Raw genomic sequence first — 23958 nt, 5'->3', positions numbered from 1 at the left:
TCACTGACCCGGCTTGCGTCCTCGCTGCAAAACCACAGCAAGAATGATGATAGCCCCCTGAATGGCACCATTCAGATAAGGCGAAACAAGATCGGTCAGGTTCAGGATATTGCCGATCAGGGTCAGGATCAGCACGCCGATCACTGTGCCCCAGACACGGCCAAACCCGCCTTTGAGTGCTGTGCCGCCGACGATGACGGCGGCAATTGCCTCCAGTTCCCACAGCAGGCCGGTGGCGGAAGAGGCTGACCCAAGTCGCGGCACATACATGATGGTCGCGATCCCGACCAGAATGCCAAGCATGACATAGGTCAGCATCCGCACCCGCGCGACCCGCACGGAGGAATAGCGCGCGACCTGATCGTTGGACCCGATGGCGGCGCAATGACGGCCAAAGGGAGTGGACCGCATCAACAGTTCGCCTCCGATGACCACCAGTGCAAAGACGATGATCGGCCAGGACACGCCAAGGATGCCGCCATAATAGACCGGCTGATAAAATGTCCGCAGGCTGAAATCGAGGCTGAGCGTTCCGCCATCGGCCAGCCATGTCACCAGAGAGCGGTAAATCCCCATCGACCCCAAGGTGACGATGAAGGCATCCATCCCCAGCCTTGTGATCAGCACGCCATTCAACATTCCCGCGAACAGCCCCGCCGCCAAGGCGACAGCCATGCCCAGCAGCACAATGGGAATGCCGATACCCATCACCGGCAGCGCGGTATTCATCACCAAAATCATCAGCCCCGCGATAAAGGCCGCCATCGACCCGACAGACAGGTCAAGCCCGCCTGCGGTGATGACAAAGGTCATGCCTACCGCGATGATCCCGATAAAGGCCGACCGCGACAGCACGTTGGAAATATTCCCCGCGCTCAGGAAATTGGGGTTCATCAAGGCCCCCATGATGATCAGCACGACCAGCGCCACAATCGGGCCGATCACGCTCATCTTGATCTTGCGGGGGGCGGTGACAGCAATCGTCATTCAAATAGTCCCTTCCAGAATAGTGGTTTGGCCAAGGCCCATGGCCAGCCGCACAATCGCGTCTTCGGTCGCGCTATCGCCCGTCAATTCGCCCGCAATCCGGCCCTGCCGCATCACCAGCACACGGTCAGCCAGCCCGATCACCTCTTGCATTTCCGATGAAATCACGACGATGGCGCGCCCTTCGGATGCCAGCTTGCGGATGAATTCATACATCTGCTGCTTGGTGCCGATATCGATGCCGCGCGTCGGTTCGTCGATCACCAGAATGTCGGGGTCCGACAGCATCGTCTTGGCGAACAGCAGCTTTTGCTGATTGCCGCCCGACAGACTGCCCACATCCACATCACGGCTGCCGCGAATGTCGAATTCGGCGATGGCATGGTTCAGTGCCGCTTCTTCGGCCTTCGCGTCAATCATCCAGTTGGAAAACTTGTGTAAAGATTGCAGCGTCAGATTCTCGCGCAGCCCTTTCGTTAACAACAGGCCCCGCGTCTTGCGATCCTCGGTCAGATAGGCCAGCCCCAGCGCCAGCGCTTCCCACGGATGCCGGATCGTGACGGGGTTGCCGTTGATCCGCACTGTGCCATGTGCGTCGCGCAGCCCGGCCAGCCCCTCGAATGTCTCGGTCCGGCCAGAGCCGATCAGACCGGCGATGCCCAGAACCTCGCCTTTGCGCAGGGTGAAATGGATGTCTTCGGCGAAACCGGGCACATGGAACCCCTCCACCTCCAACGCCAGCGCGCCTTTCGTGCTGTCCTTCGGTGGGTAAAGAGTCGAAATTTCGCGGCCCACCATCGCCTCGGCCATCTGGTGTTCGTCCATCTCATTGGCGGGACCGGACCAGACGACGGACCCGTCGCGCATGATGGTCAGGTCATCGGCAATCGCCACAACCTCATCCAGCTTGTGCGAGGTGAACAGCACTGCTGTGCCGTGATCGCGCAAGGCGCGCACCTGATCCAGCAGTACCGCCGTTTCCGTGCGGGTCAGCACGGCGGTCGGTTCATCCATGATCAGCACGTTTGTATCGCGCAGCAGTGCCTTGGCGATTTCGACCATCTGTTTGTCGGAATTCGACAGGTCCGAAATCAGCCGGTCCGGGTCCACATCACAGCGCAACCGCCCCAGCAAGTCGCGCGATCTGGCCCGCATCGCCGGTTTGTCTAGAAACCAGCCGCGCCGCAATTCGGACCCGAGAAAGATATTTTCTGCGACCGTCAAATGATCGGCCAGATTGAATTCCTGATGGATCAGGGAAATCCCCTGCGCCTCTGCCTGCCCCATATCGGCAAAGCTGACCGGCTGTCCCTGCAACATCACCTGACCGGCGCTGGGCGGTTGATAGCCGGTCAGGATTTTCATCATCGTGGATTTGCCCGCCCCGTTTTCACCGATCAGCGCATGGACCCGACCGGGGTGCAGGGCGATATCCGCGCCATGCAAGACCTCGATCGGGCCAAAGCTCTTGCTGACCTTGGACAGGGCAAGCACCGGCGTCGTCACAGCGTGACCCATGCCGCATCATCCTGCGATGACTTGATCGCGGCGGCGATAAAGCGCATGCCGTCAAGACCGGCATCGACGCCGGGGAGCAACGACAGGTCGGGTGTTTCCCCGGCATCCGCCGCGCGGATCGCCGCAGCGGCCCCGGCATAGATATTGGCGAAACCTTCCAGATAGCCTTCAGGATGCCCGCCCGGCGTGCGTGTCACCGCACCCGCCGCATCAGTCGCCCCACTGCCGCCACGGGTCAGCAGGCGTTTGGGTTCTCCAAAGGGCGTGAACCACAGATAATTCGGGTCTTCCTGCGCCCATTCCAGCCCGCCTTTTTCGCCGTAAACCCGCAGCCGCAGCGCGTTTTCATTGCCGGGGGCGACCTGACTGCACCACAGCATGCCGCGCGCGCCGCCATCGAAACGCAGCAGGAAATGCGCATTGTCATCGACGCGCCTGCCGGGGACAAATGTTTGCAGATCGGCGGCAAGGCTTTGCACTTTTTGCCCGGTCACGAAACAGGCGAGGTTATGCGCATGGCTGCCGATATCGCCAATCGACCCGCCCGCGCCAGAGCGGTCAGGATCAGTGCGCCATTCGGCCTGCTTGTTGTCGCCGCTTTGTTCGGCGGCTTCGGTCAGCCAATCCTGCGGATATTCGACCTGCACGACGCGCAAAGCGCCCAGATCGCCTGCAGAAATAATATCGCGGGCCTGCCGGATCATCGGATAGCCGGTGTAATTATGCGTCAGGATGAACAAAGCCTTCGCATCGGCGATGGCTTTCGCCAGTTCCTCGGCCTGTTGCATCGTTGCGGTCAGGGGTTTGTCGCAGATCACATGGATGCCGCGTTTCAGGAACGCCATCGCGGGACCCGCATGCATGTGGTTTGGCGTCACGATGGATACGGCGCGAATGCCATCCTCGCGACCGGATTCCACCTCTGCCATTTCCTCATAGCTGCCATAGCAGCGATCCGCCGCCAGCCCTAGGGCCTGCCCGCTTTCCCGCGATCTTTCGGCGGTCGAGGACAGAGCCCCCGCCACCAGATCAAACTGCCCGTCGATCCGTGCCGCGATCCGGTGGACCCCGCCGATAAAGGCGTCCTTGCCGCCGCCGACCATGCCAAGTTGAATTTTATTCATGACTCAGATCCCCAACATGCGGCGGTTTGCAGCATCATCGGTGCCGCCATCCGCGAAATCATCAAAAGCGCGCTCTGTTACCCGGATGATGTGATCCTTGACGAATTGCGCGCCTTCGCGTGCGCCATCTTCGGGATGTTTCAGCGCGCATTCCCATTCCAGGACAGCCCAGCCGTCGAAATCATTGGCGGCCATTTTGGAAAAGATCGCGCCGAAATCGACCTGCCCGTCACCCAGGGAACGGAACCGGCCCGCGCGGTTGACCCAGCCTTGGAAGCCGCCATAGACGCCTTGCCGACCTGTCGGGTTGAATTCGGCATCCTTGACGTGGAACATCTTGATCCGGTCTTTGTAGATGTCGATATTGTCCAGATAGTCCAGACATTGCAGCACGTAATGCGACGGATCATAGAGCATGTTGGCGCGGGCATGGTTGTTCACGCGGTCCAGAAACATCTCGAAACTGATGCCGTCATGCAGGTCTTCGCCGGGGTGGATTTCATAGCAGATATCAACCCCGCATTCCTCTGCATGGTTCAGGATCGGCAACCAGCGCGCGGCGAGTTCGTCAAAAGCCGCCTCGACCAGTCCCGCAGGGCGCTGCGGCCAAGGATAGACGAATGGCCACGCCAAAGCGCCGGAGAAACTGGCCAGCGCATTGATCCCCATGTTCTGCGAGGCTGTCAGCGCCAGTTTCACCTGATCCACGGCCCAGGCCTGCCGCGCCTTAGGGTTGCCGCGCACGGAGGGGTCAGCGAACCCTTCGAATGCTTCGTCATAGGCGGGATGAACAGCGACCAGCTGCCCTTGCAGATGCGTGGAGAGTTCCGTGACGGCGATGCCATTGGCGGCGGCAACACCTTTGAATTCATCGCAATAATCGCGGCTTTCGGCAGCGCGGGCGAGGTCGATGAAACGCGCATCCCATGATGGCACCTGCACGCCTTTGTAGCCGCAATCGGCGGCCCATTTCGTGATTCCGTCCCAGGAATTGAAAGGCGCCTCATCTCCGGCGAATTGCGCCAGAAACAGGGCGGGTCCTTGAATGGTTTTCATATTGTCTCCTCCTAAGATGCAGAAATTTGGGGATTATCCGCCGGAGCTGGCAGATTATCCTTCAGAAAAACCGTGGGGATGATGTCGCGCGCCGGGTCGTGCCAGTCGCGGCCATCGGCGATGGCTTTCATCACGTCGATGGCCAACGCCACCTCTTGCGCGGGTTTCTGGTCGATCACCGCATCGACCAGACCGCGTTCCAGCCCGGCGCGGCTGACTGGCGTGAGTTCATGCATCACGACGAGGGGGCGGGTTTGCCGCGCCTCCAACACCTCGATTAAGCCGCGATTACCCGCGCCGATGGAATAGATGCCGGTGATGTCCGGATGATCGGCCAAGGCCTGCGTGACCCGCGCGCGCATGATGTCAGGGCGGTCATCAACCGACAGCGCAGGCAGAACCCGTAGGGCGGGGGTCTCCCCCGCCGCCACCGCATTCACCCCGTCCAGCCGGTCACGGTGATCGCGCGCGCTGACCGACCCCAGCACGGGCAGGATGCAGCCTTGCCGTGTCGCATGGGCCAGACGTAATAACCGCCCGGCGGTGCGGCCCGCCATCACATTGTCGATGCCGACATAGGCGGCGCGCGCCTCTGATGCCGCGTCGCTGACCAGCGTGACCACGGCAATGCCACGCGCGCGCAGGGTGGTGATGGCGGCAGTGATGCGCGGCGCCTCGGTCGCGACGACGGCCAGACAATCGCATGCGGACCCTTCGGCGTCGAGCGCGCGGGCCAAAGCATCTGCGTCCAGCGCGGGAATTTCGGTGACCGAGATCAGGATGCGGTCAGCACGGCGCAGATCCTGTTCGCGGTCCACGGCGGCACGCAGGGCGCGGAAAAAGCTGTGATCATCCTTCGGGAGCAGGAAACGGAAATTATAATTCCGCCCGCGCGACAGATTGGCGGCATGCAGGTCGCGTTCATAGCCCAGCGTGGCAATGGCATCGCGCACCCGGTCAGCGGATTTCGGCGCCACGCCACCGCGCGCGTTCAGCACACGGTCAGCCGTGGAATAGCTGACGCCAGCGGCCCGCGCGACATCGTGCAGCGTGGGTTTACGCATCCCCCGAATCCTCCCTGCCGTGATTGAGCCGAAAGTGCTGACAGACGTCAATCATTTTGTGACAAATTTTGTTGCGGGTCAGGTCATCAGCGCAAGATCGCTGTCCGGGGAAAAGAGGTGCACCAGTGCGGGCTCAATCGTCACCCGCAGCGATCCGCCATCCACACCGGCCAGGTGCCGAATTCGGTGGCGCGCTGCTTTGCTGTGGCTTCATCCAGATCGACGAATCCGGTCATACGGACATTCTGCGCCAGAAAGGACGTGGCGTTCAGCGCTTGTAGCCAGCCTCTTGACATGGCTCCGCACCCCACCATAACGGCGGTTAGCATATTCCTTTCCTCCCGCAATGCGTGCTGGATTTCCCTGCAAGGGCGCTTCGTAAACGTTTACAAAGGCTATGTTGGGTCAGGATTGCTTGTCAAATGATTTTGTAAACGATTACTAACGTTAAGAATTATCTGCTGAAAATGGCAGAAAATAATAAAGGAAGACTGCCATGCCGGGAATCAAAGCGTTGGCCGAGCGGCTGAATATTTCAATCGGCACTGTATCGCGGGCGCTGAATGATATGCCGGGCGTGAACGCCGAGACCCGCCAGCGGGTGTTGGAGATGGCGCATGAGATGGGCTATGTCGCGAATGCGGCGGGCCGTAATCTGCGCAAGGGGCGCACCAATACAATCGGGCTAATCATCGGGACCGGGCCGACCGCGCTGGCTGGCGACAACTTTTACAGCGAGGTGGTCGATGAAATGCAATCGGTTTTGCTCGATGACGGGATCGACCTTGTCGTGCTGCCGGTGCATAGCGCGATGGACCCGATTGCCTTCCTGCGCCGGACCTTGATGCGTGGCACATTGGACGGGATCATTCTGACCGCCACGCTGACGGATGATCCGCGCATTGCCATGATGGAAGAGGCATCGATGCCCTATATGACGCTGGGCCGGTCGCGCACACCCGGTGATTATCTGTGGATCGATATGGATTTTGAAGAGGGCGCAAGGCAAGCCGTGACCCGCCTGGCTGAACTTGGCCATCGCCGGATCGCTGTCTGTGTGCCGCAGGAAAATGTCAATTTCGCGTCGATCTATGAGGACAGCTGGCGCGCGACAATGACCGCGCTGGGGCTGCCAGCGACCGATGATCTGTGTTTCGCTGACGATGGCAGCGAAGACGGCGGTGCCCGTGTCGCCGCGCGTCTGGCCGCACTCGACGACCGGCCCACGGCGGTTCTGGTCTGCGCCGAACCGATGACGAGCGGCGTTTACGGCGGGTTGCAGGCCGCAGGCCTGCGCCCCGGTGCCGATGTATCCGTCATCGCATTCCGGCAAAGCCCGCTGATGCGCCATCTGTCGCCGCCGATCAGCTGTTTTGAGATGTCGATCAAGCAACTGGGCCGCGATATGGCGGATGCGATCTTTGCCCTGACCTATGGCAGCAAGACTGGCACCGCGCCGCAATCCAGCTTGCTGCCGATGACTTATATCGAGCGGCCCTCGGTGCAGGCGCTGACCGACTGAGGGCATATCGTTTCGCCGTTGACAACACCTGTGCCGCGGCGCAGCATCCCGAGTCCGGATCACAGCCTGACAGGGTCGCTTCATGGCAAAAGAAACACGTAGTTTCACAGTCATCGGATTGGGGGCTTTCGGCTCTGCCGTCGCCAGCGAATTGGCGCGCTTTGGCAATCAGGTGATGGGCGTCGATACCGATGAAAAGCGGGTCGCGCAGATGTCCAACACGCTGGATTCCTGCGTCATTCTGGATACGACCGATGATGTTGCGCTGCGCGAAGCGGGGATTGATCAATATGATGTCGCCCTGATCGCGATTGGCCGCGATATTCAGGCCAGTATCCTGACCACGATGAACCTCAAAATGCTGGGGGTTGAGACGATCTGGGTCAAAGCATCGAACAAGACGCATCACCGGATATTGTCCAAACTGGGTGCTGACCGGGTGATCTTGCCGGAACAGGAGATGGGACGGCATATCGCGCAGATGCTGAACAATCCGGTCGTGCAGGATTATGTCAGCCTTGGGAACGGATATTCTGTCGTCAATATCGTCATCCCCGCCCGGCTGAAAGGTAAGCCGCTGAAAACGCTGGGGATCGGAAGCCGCTTTGACCTGCGCCTGCTGGGCCTGATGCGTGGCACGGATTATCGCGCCTGCGACGTGCCGGATCTGGTGCTGGAGGAAGCGGATAAGCTGATCGTGCTGGGTAAACGGCCCGAACTGCGTCGCTTTGGCGATGCGCTGTAACATTTCGCGGGTCTTTGCATGACATTCGCTTCTGGTCGTATTTTCAAGACTTTCGGTAAATTGCCACCGCCGCTGATTCTGGCCGTGCTTTATGCCACGCTGATTGTGCTTGGCGCGATGCTGTTGATGCTGCCCATTGCGCGGACTGTGCCGATTACGTGGTCGGACGCGATTTTCACCTCGGCCTCTGCTGTGACGGTCACGGGGCTCGCCGTTCTGGATACCGGCGCTGATCTGACCTTTTTCGGGCAGTTTGTCGTGGCCGTCCTGATCCAGATGGGTGGCTTGGGGCTGATGACCTTCGCGGTGCTGATCCTTGGCGCGCTGGGCCTGCAGGTCGGGATCACCGGCAAGATTTTCCTGCGCGATGATCTGAACCAAAGCTCTGTCAGTCAATTGTCGCAGCTTGTGCTGACGATCCTCAAGGTTGTCGTCATCTGCGAAGTGGCCGGTGCGGTCTTGCTGGCCTTTGTTTTTGTGCCCGCATACGGTTTCGGTCAGGGGCTGTGGGAGGCGGTTTTTCATTCGATCTCTGCCTTCAACAATGCAGGATTTTCGACCTTTCCCACCGGGCTGGTCCCCTATGCGACCAATGCGATCGTCAATATTGTGATCCCGGCGCTCTTTATCATTGGGGGGATTGGCTATGTCGTGCTCCATGATATCTTTTCGTGCAAACGCTGGCGGGCGTGGTCCTTGCATACCAAGATCATGCTGGTCGGCACCGCCGTGCTGATCCCTTGGTCCGTCGCGACATTTGCCGTGCTGGAATGGACCAATCCGGGCACTTTGGGGCAATTCGACAGCGCTGCGGCAAAGCTGACCGTCAGCTGGTTTCAAGGGGTGACAACCCGCACCGCCGGGTTCAACACCACCGATATCGCCGCATTGCATGACAGTACGTCCATGATGTTTATCTCGCTCATGCTGATCGGCGGTGGCCCGGCATCGACAGCGGGCGGGATCAAGGTCACGACTTTCGTCGTGATGATCGTCGCGACCGTGGCGTTTTTTCGGCGACAGCAGCAATTGCATGCCTTTGGGCGCAGTATCGCGATGAGCGAGGTGCTTAAGGTCATGGCGCTGACCGCGATCAGCCTGATCCTTGTCTTTGTTGGCGTATTCCTGATGACCGCCTCGCATGACGGCCATTTCCTTGACATCAGTTTCGAGGTGGCAAGTGCCTTTGGCACGGTCGGCCTGTCGCGCGGCTATACGGCAGAGCTGACGGATTTCGGCCGCGCTGTGATCGTGGTGATCATGTTTCTGGGGCGCGTCGGCCCGCTGACCTTGGGGTTCTTTCTGGCGACCCGCGCGGTGCCGCGGGTGCGCTATCCCGAAGGTCGGGTGTATCTGGGCTAGGGTTAACTGCGCTTTCCCGCCTCATCCAGGCGCTTTTCAATCGCGGCAAGCTTGGACAGCACTTCATCGCGGTAGGCATCTGTCGCCACATTGCTTTCTTCGGAATGGGCGTCCTGCATCGAACTGACGATCAGACCGACCAGCAAGTTGACCACAACAAAGGTCGTCATCATGATGAAGGGGATGAAAAACGCCCAGGCGTAGGGATAAACCTCCATCACCGGGCGGACGATGCCCATCGACCAGCTTTCCAATGTCATGATCTGGAACAAGGAATAGGCGGAATCGCCCAAAGTGCCGAACCATTCAGGGAAGGTCGCGCCGAAGAGTTTCGTTGCCATCACCGCGCCGATGTAAAACACCAGCCCCATCAGCAAAAACACCGATCCCATGCCGGGCAGGGCGGTGACAAAGCCCTCGACCACGCGGCGCAGGGACGGCACCACGGAAATCACCCGCAGGACCCGCAAAATCCGCAAGGCGCGCAGCACCGACAGCCCGCCAGCGCCGGGCATCAGCGAAATGCCGACGATCACGAAGTCAAAGATGTTCCAGCCGCGCCGGAAAAACTGCAGCCCTTGGGCAAAGAGTTTCGCGCCAAGTTCTACTACGAAAATCGCCAGACAGAGCCGGTCCAGCGCGATGATCACACCGCCGGCCTGTGCCATCACAATGGCCGATGTTTCCAGCCCCAGAATGATCGCGTTGAACACGATCACCGCAAAGATGAATTGCCCCACAACGGGGCGGTCAAGAAAAGCAGCGATGCGGGCGCGCAGGGTCATTTTGTCATCCATGTGAAAGGCTCGCCCGATATGTGCGTTCCGTCGCGTGACAGCAAGCCCTGTGGCGTATCCCCGCGCTTGCCACGGCAAGAAAACCCCGCGATGTTGCTGTAAATGCTTTGGGAATGAGGAGCTGATGAACCTGAGCCCTGTCGCGATTTATCGGTGGTTGGTTTTTCTGTTGGCGGCGGGCTATTGCATCCGCACGCTGATTTTCGGCGGTTTTGATGCCTTTGGCGGCCCGTTCCGGTTCCTGACGATCTGGGCCCTGTTCATGTCGTTCTTCGCCGCCAGCCGGATGATCGCCCTGACAGCAGGCCGCAGCACCCGGCGTTGGGACGGGTTCGTCTGCATGACGGCGGTGATCAATACGATGGTCGTGATCCTGTATTGGCGGTTGTATTTCGCAGACCCGACATCTGTGACGCCGGACGGGCAATTGGCGGCCTGGCATCTGGAGATCTATCTGCATCTGGTCGGCCCGGCCTTGCAGGTGATCGACACGATTTTTGTTCACCGTAGCTACCGTCGTCTTGGGCCTGCGCTAATCTGGTTGGTCGGTGTGATCGTGGTCTATTTGACATGGGCCGAGGTGTTCGTGGGTCCGATGAACGCAACGCCGCAGGGCAGCGTCACATCTGGCCTGCCCTATCCATTTCTGAACAATCTGGCATTTGCCGACCGGCTGACGTTTTACGCCATCAACCTTGCCACCGGGTTGATCCTGCTTTTCGTTTTTGCCGGGATTGCTTGGGTCGTTAGGCGCTATTTTCCTGCGCCAGCAAGGCCTTAAGCCCCGCGCGATAATCGGGATAGATCAGCGTCACACCCAATTCATCCTTGATCCGGGCATTGCTGACCTTCTTGCTTTCGGCATAGAAACTGCGCGCCATCGGGGTCATCTCTGCGGTCGCGAAATCCTCCGCCGGGGGCAGCGGCAGGCCCAGTAGTTCCGCGGCATAGCCGATCACATCCTCGGGCGGGGCGGGGTCATCGTCGCAGACGTTATAGATCCCGCCGGGATTGGGCCGCGCGATGGAGGCCGCCAGCACCTGCGCGATATCGGCGACATGGGTGCGGCTGAACACCTGCCCCGGCTTGATGATCCGGCGGGCTGATCCATCACGGACCTTGGCAAAGGGGCCGCGTCCCGGACCATAGATGCCCGCAAGGCGGAAGATATGCAAAGGCAGGTCGGGGATCGCGGCCCATGCCGCCTCTGCCTGCACCCGCGCGATGCCGCGTTTGGTGGCAGGAGTCAGGGGTGTGGTCTCATCCACCCAGTCACCGCCATGATCGCCGTAAACGCCGGTGGTGGACAGATAGCCGACCCATGCGAACTGTCCGGCGCGCTGGGTAATCTCGCCCTGCAATTCAGCCAAAACCGGATCGCCGTTTTCGTCCGGTGCTGCGGAAATCAGCAGATGCGTCGCGCAATCCAGCGCTGGCCTCAGATCGGCACCGGGCCAGATCCGCGGTTCGACCCCTTCCGCCATCAGGCGCGCGGCCTTGTCATCGGACCGTGTTGTGCCGATGATCCGCCAGCCCTGCGGGCGCAAAAGCCCGGTCAGCGCGCGCGCGCTGAAACCGTGACCGAAGGAAAGCAATGTCTGTGTCATAAGGCTTCGTGCCGTTTTGGACGCAAAGGTGCAAGCCCCCGGTGCAGGTTAACGGTTTGACAAAACCGCGTGATGCACCCCTAATAAGGCATGGCCGGATGCCTGCGCAACGTGCGGGTGCCGGAAAAACAGGCTGTCCCTTGGCAGCCGTGACATTGACCTAAAAGGGAGAAGGTTATGAACAAGAACTGGATGGCCGCAGCAGCCGCCGCCGTTGCAATGACGGGCGGTGCAGCACAGGCACAGGATACATTCATTTCCATCGGGACCGGCGGCGTGACCGGCGTGTATTACCCCGCTGGCGGCGCGATCTGTCGCTTGGTGAACCGCGACCGTGCCGAACATGGCATCCGCTGCGGTGTGGAATCGACCGGCGGCTCGGTCTTCAACATCAACGCCATTCGTTCGGGCGAGCTGGAATTCGGCGTCGCGCAATCCGATACGCAGTTCAATTCGTTCAACGGCGTGGCCGATTTTGAAAGCGGCGGCGCGTTCGAAGACCTGCGCGCTGTCTTCTCGCTGCACCCTGAACCTTTCACCGTTGTGGCGCGTGCCGATTCCGGCATCACCGATTTTGAAGACCTGCAAGGCAAGCGCGTCAACATCGGCAACCCCGGTTCCGGCCAGCGTGCGACGATGGAAGTCGTGATGGATGCGATCGGCTGGACCACAAGTGATTTCGCCGTGGCTTCTGAGCTGCCGCCAGCCGAACAGGCCGCAGCGCTTTGCGACAACAATATCGATGCGATGATCTACACCGTGGGTCACCCATCTGGTGCGATTCAGGAAGCCACGACCGCCTGTGACACCATTCTGGTCAATGTGACCGGCGATGTGATCGATGGTCTGATCGAGGCGAACCCCTATTACCGCGTCGCCACCATCCCCGGTGGCATGTATCGCGGCACCGATGAAGACGTGACCACATTCGGTGTGGGTGCGACTTTCGTGACGTCGACCGCCGTGTCGGAAGAAGTGGTTTACGAGACCACCAAGGCGATTTTTGAAAACCTTGATCAGTTCCGCGAATTACACCCGGCGCTGTCGGCGCTGGAAGCCGCTGAGATGGTCAATGACGGTAATTCCGCCCCGCTTCACGACGGCGCTGTGCGGTATTACGAAGAAGCCGGTCTGATGGAATAATCCGACCTCATGCCCGCCAGCCGTTATCGGTTGGCGGGCATATCCGACCCCGCGCAGGTCTGGCGCACATATGTCATTCAGTATCAAGAGGTCCGGCATGAGCAACGACACAGAGGCCAAGGATCGGCGCGGATTTACCGACGAAGAATTGCAGGATCTGGTGGCCTCCACCGACAGCGGTGCGCGCAACCCCCGCAGCCGGGCGGTGGCGCTGTTGATCGCCGGGCTGGCCCTGTTCTGGGCCTTGTTTCAGGTCTGGATCGCAGAACCGCAATTCTGGTTCGGGCAATTGCCTTTTGTCAAAATCCTCGGCTCTGACCAGACGCGACCCATGCATCTGGCGCTGGCCCTTGGTCTGGCCTTTCTGGCCTATCCGGCGGCCAAGACATCGCCGCGCGACCATATCCCGCTTTATGACTGGGCTTTGGCAATTTTGGGCGCGGGTGCCGCACTTTATGTCTTTGCGTTTTCGCGCGAATTGGCGGGCACTGCGCGGTCTGGCCTGCCGACCCAGATGCAGATCTGGATCGGCGCCATCGGCATCCTGATCCTGCTGGAGGCGAGCCGCCGCTCGCTCGGCCCGGCGCTGACCATCGTGGCGGCGCTGTTTCTGGCCTATAGCTATTTCGGCCAGGGCTGGCTGATCCCCGATCTGATCGCCCATAACGGGCGCACGCTGGATTCGATCATCAACACGCAATGGCTGTCCACCGAAGGGGTGTTCGGCATTCCCTTGGGTGTTTCGACATCTTTCGTGTTTCTTTTCGTGCTGTTCGGTTCCTTGCTGGATAAGGCCGGTGCGGGCAATTATTTCATCAAGATGGCCTTTGCCGGTCTGGGCCATCTGCGCGGCGGGCCGGCCAAGGCCGCTGTCGTCGGCTCTGCCGCGACGGGCCTGATCTCTGGCTCGTCTATCGCCAATGTGGTCACCACCGGCACATTCACCATCCCGCTGATGAAGCGCGTCGGTTTCTCTGCCGAAAAGGCCGGCGCGGTCGAAGTGTCATCCTCCGTCAACGGGCAGATCATGCCGCCGGTCATGGGTGCTGCGGCCTTCCTGATGGTCGAATTCATCGGGATTTCTTATCTGGAGGTGATCAAACACGCCTTCATCCCCGCGATCATCAGCTATATCGCCTTGGTCTATATCGTTCATTTGGAGGCGTTGAAAAACGACATGCCTGCCTTGGGCGAAGGCGGCAGCCTGCTAAGCATGCTGTTGAAAGTTTTTGTCGGTTTTGCTGTCGCAGGTGCGGTGTTCTATGGCGCGATCTGGGCGGTGGATATGCTGCGCAGTGTCGCACCGGGGATCGCCCCTTGGGTGATTTTCGGGGCTGTGGCGGGGCTTTATCTTGCGGCGCTCTATGTCGCCTCCAAACAGCCAGAACTCGAAGTCGACGATCCCAATGCCGAACAGGTCACTTTGCCCATCATGGGGCAGGTTGTGCCGACGGGCCTGCATTACCTGCTGCCGATCATCGTGCTGGTCTGGTTCCTGATGGTAGAACGCCAATCCCCCGCGAAATCTGCATTCTACGCCGTGCTGGTGATGTTCGCGATTCTGCTGACGCAGAAACCGATCAAGGCGCTGATGCGCGGCGAAAGCGATCTGATTGGCCAGTTCCGCGCCGGTTTTGATGATCTGATCGAAGGCATGATCGCCGGGTCGCGCAACATGATCGGCATTGCTGTTGCAACCGGTGCTGCCGGGATCATCGTTGCCACCGTCACCCGCACACCGATCGGCACTGAACTCGCCGGGCTGGTCGAGCTTTTGTCGGGCGGCAATCTGTTCATCATGCTTCTGCTGGTCGGGGTATTCTCGCTTGTGCTTGGCCTTGGCCTGCCGACCACGGCGAATTACATCGTCGTGTCCTCGCTGATGGCGGGCGTTGTCGTCAACCTTGGCGCGGATCAGGGGCTGATCATCCCGCTGATCGCGGCGCATTTGTTCGTGTTCTATTTCGGGATCATGGCCGATGTGACGCCGCCTGTGGGCCTTGCCAGTTTCGCCGCTGCCGCCGTATCGGGGGGCGATCCTATCAAGACCGGCTTTACCGCGTTCTTCTATAGCCTGCGCACTGTCGCCTTGCCGTTCCTGTTCATTTACAACCCGACGCTGATCCTGTTCGGGGTCGATCTGGGCACGACTGTCGGCATCCTGACAGCGCTACAGGTCTTCATCGTCGCAACCTTTGCTATGCTGCTCTTCGCCGCCGCGACCCAAGGCTATTTCTTCGCCCGTTCCCGCCTGTGGGAATCAGCGGCGCTGCTACTGGTGGCTTTCACGCTGTTCGTGCCGAATTTCTGGCTCGACCGGGTGCAGCCACGGTTTGAAAATCTCCCCGGCACCGCGTTTGAATCCGTGCTGCAAGAGGCCGAAGAAGGCGAGTTTTTCCGCATCCTGTTGCAAGGCCCCGATTTCGCCACCGGCGAATTGCGACAAACGACGATCCGGTTCGATATTGATGACACGCCGCCGGAGCAGCGTCTGGCGGATACCGGGTTCTTCCTGCTCCCGCAGGGCGAATTTATGATGATGGAAGAACCGATGCCCGGCACCGCCTATTCCGAGGCTTTGCGCGGTTTCGATTTCTACGCCGATGATCAGGTTGAAATTCTGCGGGTGGAAACGCCCAGTGACCGGATGCCCGAGGAAATCTTCTATCTGCCTGCCTTCCTGCTGCTGGGGCTGGTGATCCTGTTCCAGCGCCGCAGACAGACCCAACCCGCATTCTGAGGATACAAGCCATGCCCAGATCGATCCTGATGCCCATCGACCTGACCGATACGGTCAGCTGGCAAGCCGCCCTGCGCGAGGCGTTGTTGATGGTCGGTGATGATGGCATCCTGCATGTCGTCAGCGTCTTGCCCGATTTCGGGCTGGCGCAGGTCAGCGGGTATTTTAAGAAAAACTACGAAAAAGAGGCGATTGCCGCCTTTGGCAAAGCCCTGACCGATTGGATCAACACCCATGTGCCCGACAGCGTCGATGTGCATCCGCATATCCTGCATGGCACGATCTATGATGAAATCCTGCGCGCCGCCGAAAAGCTGAGCGTTGATGTGATCGTCATGGGATCGCACCGCCCGGTGTTCCGCGATTATCTGCTGGGTCCCAATGCCGCGCGCGTGGTCCGGCACGCCCATTGCTCGGTCTATGTCGTGCGGAGCTAGATTCTTGTCACAGCACATCTTTGGCCGCGCGACCAAGGGACAATTGGCGCAGGCCGTTGCAGGCGATGGTTGCTATATCATCGACGCCGCAGGCAAACGCTATCTGGATGGTTCGGGCGGGGCCGCCGTGTCCTGCCTTGGCCATTCCGACCCGGATGTGCGCGCCGCCTTGCACGACCAGTTGGACAAGATCGCATTTGCCCATACCGGGTTTTTCACCACGGACGTCGCCGAAACCCTCGCCGATCTGCTGATCGCCGATGCGCCGGCAGGTCTGGACCGCGTCTATCTCGTCTCCGGCGGGTCAGAGGCGGTGGAGGCGGCGATCAAACTCGCCCGGCAATATTTCATGGAAATCGGCCAGCCATCCCGCCACCGGGTGATTGCGCGGCGGCAAAGCTATCACGGTAATACGCTTGGCGCGCTGGCTGCTGGTGGCAATGCCTGGCGGCGCGCACAATTCGCGCCTTTGCTGGCCGAGACCAGCCATATCGCGCCTTGCTATGAATACCGCGACCGGCAGGAGGGGGAAACGCCCGAAGACTACGGGTTGCGCGTCGCGGATGAGTTGGAGGCGGAAATTCTGCGCCTTGGCCCTGAAACTGTCATGGCCTTCGTCGGTGAACCGGTGGTAGGGGCGACAATGGGTGCTGTGCCTGCCGTGCCGGGCTACCTCAAACGCATCCGGCAGATATGTGACCGTCACGGCGTTTTGCTGATCCTTGATGAGGTCATGTGTGGCATGGGCCGGACCGGGCATCTTTACGCCTGCGCCGAAGATGACGTTGCCCCTGATATGATAACCGTCGCCAAGGGGTTAGGGGCGGGATACCAACCCATCGGCGCGCTGATCTGCACCGGGCGGATCTACGATGCCATCGCGGGTGGTTCTGGTTTCTTCCAGCATGGTCACACCTATATGGGCCATGCCATGGCCGCCGCCGGGGCTGGGGCTGTGCTGCGCGCGATCCGTGACCGGCAATTATTGCCGCGTGTGCTTCAGGCGGGCAACACGCTCGACGCCGCATTGCGCGACCGGTTCGGCCAGCATCCCCATATCGGTGATATCCGTGGGCGCGGCTTGTTTCGCGGGCTGGAACTGGTGGCGGACCGCGAAACCAGGGCGGTGTTTGATCCCTCCCGCAAATTGCACGCCAAGATCAAGGCTGCCGCGATGGAGGCTGGCCTGATCTGCTACCCGATGGGCGGCACGATTGACGGGCAGCGCGGTGATCACATCCTGCTCGCCCCGCCCTTCATCATCAGTGACGATCAGATCGGGGAGTTGACGGATAAGCTGTCGATAGCCATCGAAACCGCCCTCGCCGCATGAACCGGCTGACGCATTTGCCCACCATCATGGTCGCCCCCAACGGCGCGCGGCGGGGCAAGGCCGATCATCCCGCGCTGCCGGTGACCATCGCTGAAACCGTCGCCACTGCCCGTGCCTGCCACGCAGCCGGGGCCGGTGCGATCCACGCCCATGTGCGTGACGCCGATGGCGCGCATGTGCTGGATGCGGGGCTCTATGCGGAACTGATTGCCGAGATCAGGCGCGCCGTTCCCGCCCTGCCCGTGCAGATCACGACAGAGGCTGTGGGCATCTTCACCCCCGCCGATCAACGCGCGCTTCTGCGGCAGATCACGCCGGAAGCTGTCTCCATCGCGCTGGCCGAGATGCTGGCCGATGGCGACCAAGCCGCCGCCAGACGCAGCTATCACGCTTTGGCCGAAGCGGGGGTGGCGGTGCAGCATATCCTCTATGACCCAGCGCAGGTCCGCTGGCTGGCCGAAGAAATCGCTGCTGGCACCATTCCCGCTGACAACCTGACCGTGCTTTATGTGCTGGGCCGCTACACCAAGGGGCAGGTCAGCGCGCCGGAAGACCTGTCACCCTTTCTGGCCATGGCGAAACAGGTGGGCCTGTCAGCTGACTGGGCGATCTGCGCTTTTGGTCAGGCCGAAACGGAATGTTTGATGGCGGCTCACGCCCTTGGCGGCAAGATCCGCGTGGGATTTGAAAACAACCTGCATATGGCCGATGGCAGCATTGCCGCCGATAACGCCATGCGTGTCGCCGAAATCGCCCGCCTGATCAGAGACGCGCATTAACCATTCAGATCCGGCAGCAACCTTTTGTGCTTGCGGATCTCGTTCAGCACCGCGCCAAAGGTGGTCAGCCCGCGCGCCTCTAACATCGGGATCATCCGCAGGAACACATCCCGCGTCGCTGTCGCATCGCCAATCGCCGTATGCCGGTGTTCATCGCGCAATTCCACGCCAAGCCGCTGGCACAGCTCATCCAGCGTATGGCCTTCCGTCATCCCGAACAGCACGGCGGACAAAAGCACCGTATCCAGCACCGGATTGTCGAATTTCGCCCCAATCTGTGCCGAATGGCGGTGAAAGAATGCCAGATCGAAAGGCGCATTATGCGCCACCAGCACGGCATCGCGGGCGAAGCTGTGAAATTTGCGCCCCGCCTGCGCCATATCGGGCGCGTCCTGCACCATCGCATCATTGATCCCGTGCACGGCGGTAGATCGCGCCGGGATCGGGCGGCCGGGGTTGACGAGCAGGTCCAAAACCTCGCCCTTGGCCTGCTGGCCATTGACGAGGCGCAGCGCGCCGATCTGCACGACCTCATCCTTGTTGGGCAGAAAGCCGGTGGTTTCGGTATCGAACACCACATAGGTCAGATCGCGCAGCCGCCGGTTCATGATATCGCCAGATCGTTTGCGGGTGTTCATCTCGAAATCAAACACGACGGGCCGGGCCGGGCTCGCCCCGCGCGGCACGGAAAAGGACAGCATATAGCCCTGCCCTTGCCCCAGATCATGCAGGCTGACATCCAGCATGCGCGCGCCATCGGCGGTCGGCACTTGCTGATCCAGCGTGCCGCGTCTGCTGTCGGACAGATTGTCCAGCGCGGCGCGCAGATAGGTTTCGTCAAAATAGTCAAAGACCGGCTGACCCAGCCCCAGATGGTGCTGGTCATCCAGCATCATTGCCGCATGGCCATCGTAAAGCGTGATGCGGTGGTCCGGGCTGACCATCAGCACGGCGGCAGGGATCGCCGACAGGATCCGGGTCAGTTGTTCGCGTTCAAAGGTCAGCTTGCTGGTGGATTTCGCCAGATGCTGATCGGTCGCCATCCGCGCGGCGGCAAGGCGGTTTGTCAGCGCCGCCGCCGCCGCTGCCAGATCGCCCAGGTGTTTCAGCGGCGCGGGGTCGATTCCCCGGCGCATGTCACTGGCGGCATGGGCCTGCATCGCGGCGGTCAGCCGTTCCAGCGGGCGCACGATCATATCGTCAAGCACCAGCCACATGACCGCACAGATGCCAAAAATCGCGAAACCCGCCAGCAATCCGGCGGTCAGCAGGGCCGCTTGCGGGTGATCAGGGTCCAGCCGTGCATTGGCCAGCAGCAGCGCACCGACAACTGCGCCGATACAGGCAAAGGCCAGCAGTGCGAAGAAAGCAAGCGTGCGTTGCCGTGGCCGGACCCTGTCGAACATCAGCCGGCCGCCTGACAGACCAGCGCCGTGGCCGGGTCATCCAGCCCGGTCTGATCCCAGCGCGACACGCGGATCGATCCGTCATCATCGATGACCGCATCGCCATCCAGCAGCGCCGACCGCCCCTGTGCGCAGTCAAACACCGCGTTCCGGGTCTGCATTGATTGCCAGCGTGTGAAGAAAACAACATTGGTCAGCCGCAGATCAGGCTGATTGGCGTTGCGCTGCGCGCCTGCCACATCGACCGCGGCAAAGCGGTTCACGTAAGGCACGACATAGGTCCAGGGGCTGAAAGGGGCGGAGTAATCGACGGTCGAGATCACCTCATATCCTTCCGGCAGCAGGGTCGCCGTGCGCGGATACCAGCGGTATTCATTGGTCAGGCTCATGAGGATCATGCCTGCACCGGCGGTCGCGGGCACGATCCAGCGCGGCAGGCGCCGCCCGGTCAGGCGGTTCAGGATCAGCGCGATACCGGCAGCGGCGAAACCGGCGGCGATGATCGTGATTATGTCGACATACATTCTTGGGGTCCTTTGATTATTCTTTTCTTATCCGATCACACCGCGCCCTTGGGTGACAGCGGATTGCATCGTGCGCACGACGACGAAAGCGTCGCGCAGGTGGCTGCGTTCGAATTCGGACAAGACACTGGGCGACATGAAGTTATCGGGCCTTGCACCGGCGCGGATCAGCACGGCCTGATGCTCCAGCCGTGTTTGCGCGATCAGATCATAAGCATCCAGCAGATCGCGCCCGCCGCTTTGGCTGATCAGCCCGGCACCATGGGCGCTGGCGATCCGGGCGCGGGTGTTGACGCTTTCAAGTTGCCCGCGCAGGGCATAGATCCGTCCCAGATCGACGACCGGGATCACGCCGTTCATCTTCATGTCGATATGGTTCTTGTGTTCGCCGCTGCGCAGGGTCGCAAAGCCGCGCAGCAGGCCCAAAGGCGGGTTATGTTTCAGTGAATTGGAGACCATATGCGCGACAAAGATCGAATTGCGCGCGGCTTGTTCCAGCGTTTCACGGTGCAGATCATCGAACAGTGACGTGGTCCCGCCGATGGGCCGCAGGTCGAACATGACTGACGCGAGCATCTGCGCCTCTGTGCTGGGGCTGTCGATCCAGCGGCGGAAATAGCTGCGCCAGACGTGCAGAGGCTGGCACCAGCGCGGGTTGGTCGCCATCATGTCGCCGGGGCAATAGAAATAGCCCGCCTGATCCAACCCATCGCTGACGAATTTCGCGAGCGTCGCGAAATAGGGCATGTCGGCATCCGTCACAGCATCATCCAGCATCAGGCAATTGTCCTGATCCGATACGCCGGTCTGTTCCTGCCGCCCCTGCGATCCGCAGGCCAGCCACAGGTAAGGCACCGGGGGCGGGCCGAATTCAGCCTCGGCCAGTGTCAGCAAGCGGCGGGTAACGGCATCGGCGATATCGGTGATCAGCCGGGTCACGGTTTCATGCCGGTTGCCCGCGCCGACCAGTTGCACCAGCAGTTGCGGGATTTTCGCGGTGACCTTGGCCATATCGGCAGGCGTTGTCGCGCGCACCACACCATGGACGAGCGAGGCGGAATTGGCCGCCTGAAACCGGGTCAGATTGGTCTGGGTGACGATGCCGACCAATTTGCCCTGATCGACGATGGGAACATGGCCGAACCGGCGTTCCATCATCATATGCAGCACGTCCGACCCGATGGCTGATGGCGGCAGGGTCAGGGGATCGGCGGTCATGATCCGGGCGACGGGTTGTGCAGGGTCCAGACCTTCGGCGACGACGCGGTTGTTGATATCGTGCAGGGTGACGATTCCGGCCAATTTGCCGCCTTGGGTGACGGGCAGGCAGGAGATGCGATGTTCCCGCATCAATTTGGCAGCGTCACTGATCGTCGCATCTGATGCGCAGGTGACAGGATCGCTGGCCATCAACTGGTCGACACGGGTTTCGACCAAGGTTGCGGGGCGGGTGGCGTCGATGCCCTCGCGCGTCTTGCCGCGGGTAAAGAACCGATGGGCGTCGGGATTGGCCGTGATGAGCGCGTGAAATGCGCCCGAGGGCAGCAGCAGCAATTCACCATCGCTGAGCGCGCGGGCAGCGGTGCCAGTCTTGCCGTCGCGCATCAGACCGCGTTCGCCGAAAGAATTGCGGCTGCTCAGGCGCGAAACAATCTCACCATTCTCGGCAGTGATTTCGACGTCGCCGTCGAGGATGACATAGAGCCCTTTGCAGGGTTCGCCGAAGTGATAGATCACCTCGTCCTTTTGCATGGGGTGTCTGGTGAATTGTGCAGCAATCCGGTGCAGGTCAGCATCCGGCAAGCTGTCGTAGGGATGAAGGGATGACAGAAAGCGGCGCAGATCGGTCATTGATCGTGGCATCGGATGCATCCTTGACGATAGCCTGACTGGCTATCCCTGTCTGGCACAAGCGGGCGCGCCTGACATCTGAAAAAGCAAGGCGGGCAGATCATGTGACCTGCCCGCCTTGTTGGTTTAGTGACCTGTGGCCGCGCCTGCGCCTTTTGGCACACGGATCGATTCCACAAGTTCCTGGATTTCGCGTGGCGGTGCTTTGGTCACTGCGGACACAGCATAGGCCGAGGCGAAGTTCAGGATCGCACCCACGGTGCCGAAGGATGCCGGTGCAATGCCGAACAGCCAGTTAGCGGGGATGTTTTCCAGCGTCGCTGTGCCGGGGATGAAGAACCAGCCCAGATAGAGGAAGATGTAGATCGCGGTGGTGAACAGACCCACCAGCATCCCGACAATCGCGCCTTCCTTGTTCACCCGCTTAGAGAAGATCCCCATCATCAGCACAGGGAAGATCGTCGCCGCAGCAAGGCCAAAGGCCAGCGCCACCACCTGCGCCGCAAAGCCCGGAGGGTTGAGTCCCAGCCATGTCGCCAGCACAATCGCAAAGCCCATGGAAATCCGCGCGGCCAGCAATTCGCCTTTTTCGCTGATATTGGGGTTGATCGAGCCTTTGATCAGGTCATGCGACACCGCCGATGAGATCGCGAGCAACAGACCTGCTGCCGTTGACAAAGCCGCCGCCAGACCGCCTGCCGCAACCAATGCGATCACCCAGCCCGGAAGCGCTGCGATCTCTGGGTTGGCCAGAACCATCATGTCGTTATCGACGGTTGTCAGCTCGTTCCCGGTCCAGCCACGCTCGGCCGCGATGGCCTGCATTTCTGGATTGCTTTCGTTGTAGTACTGGATCAGGCCGTCGCCGTTCTTGTCTTCAAAGCCCAGCAGACCCGTGTTCTGCCAGGTGTTGATCCAGGCAAGGTCAGGATTGGTGTTGATCTCTTCCAGCGAAATCGCGTCACCGTCCAGTGCCAGGCCTGTCTCAGCATTTGGCCAGAATGTCGTCGTCAGGTTCAGACGCGCCATCGACCCCACGGCAGGTGCCACGGTGTAAAGCAATGCGATGAACACCAGCGCCCAACCTGCCGACCAACGTGCGTCCGACACTTTCGGCACGGTGAAAAAGCGGATGATGACGTGCGGCAGACCGGCGGTGCCGATCATCAGCGACATTGTGAAGAACACCATGTTTAGCATCGATGTCGTGTCAGCGGTATATTGGGTAAAGCCCAGTTCTGTGACGACCGCGTCCAGCTTGGCCAGAAACGCGACATCGCCGCCGGTTGGCGCATAACCCCCGAGCAGACCCAGCTGCGGCAGGAAATTCCCGGTGATCTGCAAAGAGATGAAGATCGCAGGAATCGTATAGGCCACGATCAGCACGCAATATTGTGCAACCTGCGTATAGGTGATGCCTTTCATCCCGCCGAAAACGGCATAGGCGAAAACAATCGCCGCACCGATATAAAGCCCGGTATCGGTCGAAACTTCCAAGAAGCGCGCGAAGGTCACGCCCACACCGCGCATCTGGCCGATCACGTAAGTCACCGAGATGACGATCAGACAGATCACAGCGACAAGCCGTGCACCTTTGGAATAGAAGCGGTCACCGACGAATTCCGGCACAGTGAATTTGCCGAATTTGCGCAGGTAAGGTGCCAGCAGCAGTGCCAGAAGCACATAGCCGCCGGTCCAGCCCATCAGGAAGGATGATTGCGTATAGCCGCCCGCAGGTGCCAGCGCGATGATCCCTGCCATCGAAATGAACGACGCCGCCGACATCCAGTCTGCCGCCGTCGCCATGCCGTTCATCACGGGCGGAACGCCCTGACCGGCTGCATAGAATTCCGCGGTCGTGCCCGCACGGGCCCAGATCGCGATGCCGATGTAGAGCGCAAAGGACGCGCCGACCACCAGCAGGTTGAGTGTATACTGATCCATTGGTTTCCCTGTCCCTTAT

General features: G+C 60.6%; 21 protein-coding genes. 9 read left to right on the top strand and 12 right to left on the bottom strand.

The features are described 5' to 3' along the window. The 6 genes from VOY09_RS04010 to VOY09_RS03985 form a co-directional block, all read right to left on the bottom strand. Positions 1–987, bottom strand: coding sequence for an ABC transporter permease (locus tag VOY09_RS04010; protein WP_322893099.1), 987 nt, complete (start codon positions 985–987; stop codon positions 1–3). Then, positions 988–2505, bottom strand: coding sequence for a sugar ABC transporter ATP-binding protein (locus VOY09_RS04005; protein WP_322893098.1), 1518 nt, complete (start codon positions 2503–2505; stop codon positions 988–990). Then, complete coding sequence (locus VOY09_RS04000; RefSeq protein WP_322893097.1) at positions 2490–3629, bottom strand: Gfo/Idh/MocA family oxidoreductase; 1140 nt, start codon at positions 3627–3629, stop codon at positions 2490–2492. The genes VOY09_RS04005 and VOY09_RS04000 overlap by 16 nt, the downstream gene beginning before the upstream one ends. Positions 3630–3632: 3 nt before the next feature. Continuing rightward, positions 3633–4685, bottom strand: a complete 1053-nt coding sequence (locus tag VOY09_RS03995; protein WP_322893096.1) for a sugar phosphate isomerase/epimerase — start codon at positions 4683–4685, stop codon at positions 3633–3635. A gap of 11 nt (positions 4686–4696) precedes the next feature. Then, entirely contained in the window at positions 4697–5749 is a 1053-nt protein-coding gene (locus VOY09_RS03990) for a LacI family DNA-binding transcriptional regulator (RefSeq protein ID WP_322893095.1), read from the bottom strand. Between the two features lie 140 nt (positions 5750–5889). Then, complete coding sequence (locus VOY09_RS03985) at positions 5890–6045, bottom strand: hypothetical protein (RefSeq protein ID WP_322893094.1); 156 nt, start codon at positions 6043–6045, stop codon at positions 5890–5892. A 200-nt stretch (positions 6046–6245) separates the two neighbouring features. Here VOY09_RS03985 and VOY09_RS03980 point away from each other — a divergent pair, with 200 nt between their 5' ends. The 3 genes from VOY09_RS03980 (at position 6246) to VOY09_RS03970 (ending at position 9378) form a co-directional block, all read left to right on the top strand. Beyond that, on the top strand, positions 6246–7271 hold the full coding sequence (locus tag VOY09_RS03980) for a LacI family DNA-binding transcriptional regulator (protein ID WP_322893093.1): 1026 nt from the start codon (positions 6246–6248) through the stop codon (positions 7269–7271). Between the two features lie 82 nt (positions 7272–7353). After that, complete coding sequence (locus VOY09_RS03975; RefSeq protein ID WP_322893092.1) at positions 7354–8016, top strand: TrkA family potassium uptake protein; 663 nt, start codon at positions 7354–7356, stop codon at positions 8014–8016. A gap of 18 nt (positions 8017–8034) precedes the next feature. Next, positions 8035–9378 (top strand): TrkH family potassium uptake protein, encoded by a 1344-nt coding sequence (locus VOY09_RS03970; protein ID WP_322893091.1) that lies wholly within the window; start codon positions 8035–8037, stop codon positions 9376–9378. Between the two features lie 2 nt (positions 9379–9380). Here VOY09_RS03970 and VOY09_RS03965 read toward each other — a convergent pair whose 3' ends face one another. Continuing rightward, positions 9381–10163: an ion transporter gene (locus VOY09_RS03965; protein WP_322893090.1), complete on the bottom strand. Its 783-nt coding sequence runs from the start codon at positions 10161–10163 to the stop codon at positions 9381–9383. A gap of 136 nt (positions 10164–10299) precedes the next feature. Here VOY09_RS03965 and VOY09_RS03960 point away from each other — a divergent pair, with 136 nt between their 5' ends. Continuing rightward, positions 10300–10956 carry a hypothetical protein gene (locus tag VOY09_RS03960; protein WP_322893089.1) on the top strand — a complete coding sequence of 219 codons (657 nt, stop codon included), beginning with the start codon at positions 10300–10302 and terminating at the stop codon, positions 10954–10956. Here VOY09_RS03960 and VOY09_RS03955 read toward each other — a convergent pair. Further along, positions 10922–11782, bottom strand: coding sequence for an SDR family oxidoreductase (locus tag VOY09_RS03955; protein WP_322893088.1), 861 nt, complete (start codon positions 11780–11782; stop codon positions 10922–10924). The two genes, VOY09_RS03960 and VOY09_RS03955, sit on opposite strands and share 35 nt — an antisense overlap. Before the next feature lie 177 nt (positions 11783–11959). Between VOY09_RS03955 and VOY09_RS03950 the strand changes: the two genes are divergently transcribed. From VOY09_RS03950 to VOY09_RS03930, 5 genes are all read left to right on the top strand, one after another. Next, positions 11960–12925: a TAXI family TRAP transporter solute-binding subunit gene (locus VOY09_RS03950; protein ID WP_322893087.1), complete on the top strand. Its 966-nt coding sequence runs from the start codon at positions 11960–11962 to the stop codon at positions 12923–12925. A gap of 97 nt (positions 12926–13022) precedes the next feature. Next, positions 13023–15665, top strand: coding sequence for a TRAP transporter permease (locus tag VOY09_RS03945; RefSeq protein WP_322893086.1), 2643 nt, complete (start codon positions 13023–13025; stop codon positions 15663–15665). 11 nt (positions 15666–15676) lie between these two features. After that, on the top strand, positions 15677–16102 hold the full coding sequence (locus VOY09_RS03940) for a universal stress protein (RefSeq protein WP_322893085.1): 426 nt from the start codon (positions 15677–15679) through the stop codon (positions 16100–16102). 4 nt (positions 16103–16106) lie between these two features. Further along, entirely contained in the window at positions 16107–17435 is a 1329-nt protein-coding gene (locus VOY09_RS03935) for an aspartate aminotransferase family protein (protein WP_322893084.1), read from the top strand. A 5-nt stretch (positions 17436–17440) separates the two neighbouring features. Next, on the top strand, positions 17441–18214 hold the full coding sequence (locus tag VOY09_RS03930) for a 3-keto-5-aminohexanoate cleavage protein (RefSeq protein ID WP_322893371.1): 774 nt from the start codon (positions 17441–17443) through the stop codon (positions 18212–18214). Here the strand turns inward: VOY09_RS03930 and VOY09_RS03925 are convergent. From VOY09_RS03925 to VOY09_RS03910, 4 genes are all read right to left on the bottom strand, one after another. Continuing rightward, a complete protein-coding gene (locus VOY09_RS03925; protein ID WP_322893083.1) occupies positions 18211–19620 on the bottom strand; it encodes an exonuclease domain-containing protein in 1410 nt (469 codons plus the stop codon). The genes VOY09_RS03930 and VOY09_RS03925 overlap by 4 nt on opposite strands. Further along, positions 19620–20144: a hypothetical protein gene (locus VOY09_RS03920; protein ID WP_322893082.1), complete on the bottom strand. Its 525-nt coding sequence runs from the start codon at positions 20142–20144 to the stop codon at positions 19620–19622. The genes VOY09_RS03925 and VOY09_RS03920 overlap by 1 nt, the downstream gene beginning before the upstream one ends. A gap of 27 nt (positions 20145–20171) precedes the next feature. Continuing rightward, a complete protein-coding gene (locus VOY09_RS03915; RefSeq protein ID WP_322893081.1) occupies positions 20172–22007 on the bottom strand; it encodes a DUF294 nucleotidyltransferase-like domain-containing protein in 1836 nt (611 codons plus the stop codon). Positions 22008–22121: 114 nt separating this feature from the next. Next, positions 22122–23939: a sodium:solute symporter family protein gene (locus tag VOY09_RS03910; protein WP_322893080.1), complete on the bottom strand. Its 1818-nt coding sequence runs from the start codon at positions 23937–23939 to the stop codon at positions 22122–22124. Between the last annotated feature and the right edge of the window lie 19 nt (positions 23940–23958).

This window comes from Yoonia sp. 67-2 (assembly GCF_035117555.1).
In the GTDB taxonomy this organism is placed as follows: domain Bacteria; phylum Pseudomonadota; class Alphaproteobacteria; order Rhodobacterales; family Rhodobacteraceae; genus Yoonia.
This window is presented reverse-complemented; position numbering and strand designations above follow the sequence as displayed.